The sequence below is a fragment of the Thermogemmatispora sp. genome, from assembly GCF_019683755.1.
GTDB lineage: Bacteria > Chloroflexota > Ktedonobacteria > Ktedonobacterales > Ktedonobacteraceae > Thermogemmatispora.
This window is the reverse complement of record NZ_JADGHT010000406.1, coordinates 1-3696: the sequence shown is the minus strand read 5'-3', so window position 1 is coordinate 3696 and position 3696 is coordinate 1. Positions and strand designations below refer to the sequence as shown.

Annotated in this window: 3 protein-coding genes and 1 pseudogene; 2 read left to right on the top strand and 2 right to left on the bottom strand. The window is 58.6% G+C overall.

The genetic code is table 11. From position 1 onward, the window contains the following. A pseudogene (locus IRZ24_RS17995) lies at positions 1-211 on the bottom strand (GatB/YqeY domain-containing protein); the annotation flags it as partial. Positions 212-380: 169 nt separating this feature from the next. After that, a complete protein-coding gene (locus IRZ24_RS17990; protein ID WP_297167342.1) occupies positions 381-1346 on the bottom strand; it encodes a hypothetical protein in 966 nt (321 codons plus the stop codon). Between the two features lie 259 nt (positions 1347-1605). Here IRZ24_RS17990 and IRZ24_RS17985 point away from each other — a divergent pair, with 259 nt between their 5' ends. Beyond that, positions 1606-2859, top strand: a complete 1254-nt coding sequence (locus tag IRZ24_RS17985; RefSeq protein WP_297167339.1) for an MFS transporter — start codon at positions 1606-1608, stop codon at positions 2857-2859. Positions 2860-2994: 135 nt separating this feature from the next. Continuing rightward, a partial coding sequence (locus IRZ24_RS17980) for an aldehyde dehydrogenase family protein (RefSeq protein ID WP_297167336.1) occupies positions 2995-3696 on the top strand: 702 nt, incomplete at its 3' end.

Genomic DNA, 3696 nt, shown 5'->3' with positions numbered 1-3696 from the left:
CGCGCTCTATCACCTGATAGCAGTCGGCCTCGGTGAGTGGCTTGCCATACTCAGGATGCTTACTATCAGTACGCGCAACCTCTAGATTATGAATTGCTCCTAGCGCCATGCGCAGCGTATCGATTTTAAGCTGATCTCTGGCTCGCTGAGCATCCTGAATGTCTTTCCGTATTTGCTTTTCAATAGGGAACTCTTCGCGTGTTTGTGCCATGTCACATATCCCTCCGCTCCTCGCAGCGCTTCTCACGGCGCCCTCCAGTATAGCCTTTTATGCCAGCGCTGTCGAGCCAGCCCAGATGAGGGCCAGGAGAGGCTAGAGGCAGGCGCGGCGGGCATTTTCGCTAGCCAGCTCTTCAGATCGCTTGACGCCCATCCTCTCATCAGAAAAGGCGTTGTCCGCTGAGTAGCAGACCCCGGCCTAGCAGGCACTCGCGGCCAACAGAGCTGGCCTTTATAATAGTCTCTCCCATCTGCCGCAATGGCACCTCTCCTGAAGGTAGCCGCAGGCGTAGGAGAAAAGCCGCTCCCGTCTCGCCAGGCCACGGATCACGCTGCCAGAACGAGGCATGACGCAGAAAAGGCTGCTCGGCAAGCTGCTCGAGCAAAGCCATTACCTCCCGTCTCAAAGTACTATACGAAAGATCCTCGGCGGAGAAGAAGAGCGAGAGCGTCTGTGTGCCCAACTCCGGAGCTGCAGCGCTAAGCAGGTCATCGCCAACTTGATAGACAAGATGGTAGGCAAGTGCTCCGCTGGTCACAGCGGGTAGTCCAGCCCGTGCTGGGGGTACATCCTCCACGACTGGCCCCTGATCACCGCGCAAGGCGGCGGGCCATTCTGCAATGAATTGATTGAGAATATCGAAGGCGCAGGAGCCCCGCAGGAGAAACCACAGCTCATAGAGCTGATGCTCAGGGAGCCGACGGCGCCAGTGTTCCCAGCTTGCTCTACCAGTCTGGACGGCTCTCTCCAGATCAGGGGCTAGCGGCCTCGGTCCTAACTCGGGGACCGTGCAGCTCACGAGGGCTGGCCCCTCAAGAGTGAAGAGGCCGGCTGTCCCCAGGCGCACCGCCAAGCGACGCAGATCGCGTTCCAGAGCTGCAGAGGCTTGCATTGGCTGAACCGCGGCGGCGAGAAGGTTCTGCCGTAGAAGACGCTGTCCCGCCTCTTCTGCATAGAGCCTACACTGCTCTTCAGTCCACTGCTGCAAACGCTTCGCCACCGTAGCGCAACGTTCACGGAGGGCTGCGAGCCGCGGCAAGAGTTCGGTCTCAACATCGCGCGCTAGCAGGCGAACACAGAGATGGAGGATCGGCACATCCAAGCCCAGGGCGCGATAAATGTCCATGCGCTTTCCTCACTTTCCCTCAGCATAAACAACAAGCATGACCACAGCAGCCCATGCCAGCATAGTCATTATCATACCAGCCGAGCAGTCTTGCGGCTCACAGACAGCGTTCACCCATCCTGCAGCCACAGTCCGGTAGAGGGCAGACGGGCGGTGAACGCTAGCGACTAGGCTGGCTAGAGAGTGCTCACGAGGCTATAATAGAAATATCCGCCTCTTTGCTGGCAGTCACTTGCATCTGGAAAGGTCCTTCCCACTCATGTCTAGCACGACATCCTTTTCTCCGCGCCCAGAGCAGCAAGGTATACGTGTTGGAGCGCTGGTAGCCCTTTTCTTAGGACCGGCCTTTGTCTTCGCCAACATGTACACCACCCAGGCGATCCTGCCTGTTCTCAGCCGGGCCTTTCGGGTCGATGCGCCCACAGCGGGCCTGACCATTTCGTTGATTGTTCTAGCGGTAGCCGTTGGCTCGCTTTTCTATGGGCCGCTCTCCGACCGCATTGGACGCAAAATCGTCATGGTAGGCAGCAGTTTGCTCATCACCGTTCCCACGTTGCTATGTGCCTTTGCCCCTAATTTTCCTACGCTGCTTGCCTTGCGCGCCCTGCAGGGGTTGCTCATGCCAGGATTGACCAGCGTGGCAATCTCCTACGTCAACGAAGAATTTCGCGGCTATGAGCGCGGCCTGGCAATGGGTGTCTATGTCAGTGGGCAAACCCTGGGTGGCCTTTTTGCTCGCCTGGGGAGCGCCGCCCTGACCGCTGCCACAAACTGGCAGATTGCTCTGTTCTCCTTTAGCCTACCGACGTTGATCGCCGCCTTGGCTATGTGGCGCTTTCTGCCCGATACCCAGGAGCAGAGGCTGCAGCGCCCTCACCTCTTGCAGGAGCGACGCTTTCTCAGCAGAGCTTCAAAACCCACGAGCGACGCCTCGGGCAGCAATGTTCTGCGTCAGTCGCTCAGCGATATCTGGCTGCACCTGCACAACCGTCACCTTGTCGGGGCCTTCATTATCGGCTTTACCCTGTTCTTCGGCTTTGTTGGCACCTTTACGTATTTACCCTACTATCTCAGCGGGCCTCATTTCGGCCTCTCAACCGTTCAGCTTGGCCTGGTGTATCTGCTCTGGCTCACTGGCCTCTGTTCGCCAATTGCGGGCAGCCTGGCTGAGCGCGTCGGCTCACGACGTGCTATTGCCGTCAGCATGAGTGTTGCCAGTTGTGGTCTTGTGATCACGCTCATTCCACAGCTACCCCTGGTCATCGCTGGCCTTGGCCTGCTGGCTCTCGGCATGTTCTGCACCATCCCAGCCGTCAATCTCTACCTTGGCGAACAAGCCCATAAAGCCAAAGGGACAGCGGCCTCCCTCTACCTCTCCTGTTACTACTTCGGTGGCAGCCTGGGAGCGGTCCTGCCCGGCGTGGCACTCTTGCACGGCGGCTGGCCTGGTGTTGCCCTCCTCTGCCTTGGCACTATGCTCGTAGCCATCGTCAGCGACCTGGTGCTCTGCTGAGCAAGCAGACAAACGTTCACACCTCTGCTGGCGAGCCGCCAGTAGGGCCGACCCTTTCTCTACCAGGCGAGCCACCTCGTGGGATACAATAAAGGGGAAAGTACCCGTTGAGAACACGAAGGAGTGTGAACGATCATGACTATCACCGCAGAGCACGTCTTAGAGCGTGCGCGGACCCCCTTTAGAAACGAGCCGCTCACAGACTTCTCGCGTCCCGAGAACCGACGCGCCCAAGAAGAAGCCTTGGCCCAGGTGCGCAGCGAGCTAGGCCGCACCTATCCGCTGATCATCGCTGGTCAGCACCTGCAGAACAGTGAGACTTTCGCCTCGGTCAATCCGGCCCAACCTGACCAGGTGATCGGCTATTTCTCGCGGGCGACGCTGGAACAGGTTGACCAAGCTGTACATGCCGCTGCCGAGGCTTTCGAGCAGTGGAAGCGCGTTCCTGCACATGAGCGCGCTAACTACCTCTTTGCTGCCGCTGATCGCCTGCGTGAACGCCGCTTTCTCTTTAATGCCTGGATGATCTACGAGGTGGCCAAGAGCTGGACTGAGGCCGATGCCGACACTGCTGAGGCCATTGATTTCTTGGAGTTCTACGCGCGAGAAATGTTGCGCCTGGCCGAAGCGCAGCCGCTTGTTCGTATTCCAGACGAAGACAACGAGCTGGTCTACATTCCGCTCGGCGTCGGTGCGGTCATTCCACCCTGGAACTTCCCCGGCGCCATCATGGTCGGCATGACCAGCGCCTCCTTTGTGGCTGGCAATACCGTAGTACTTAAGCCATCAAGCGCCTCGCCCACTATTGCCGCTCAGTTCGTACGCATCCTTGAAGAA

Coding starts and splice junctions, on each gene's coding strand:
- IRZ24_RS17990 (WP_297167342.1), bottom strand. CDS start 1,346: ATGGACATTTATCGCGCCCTGGGCTTGGATGTGCCGATCCTCCATCTC.
- IRZ24_RS17985 (WP_297167339.1), top strand. CDS start 1,606: ATGTCTAGCACGACATCCTTTTCTCCGCGCCCAGAGCAGCAAGGTATA.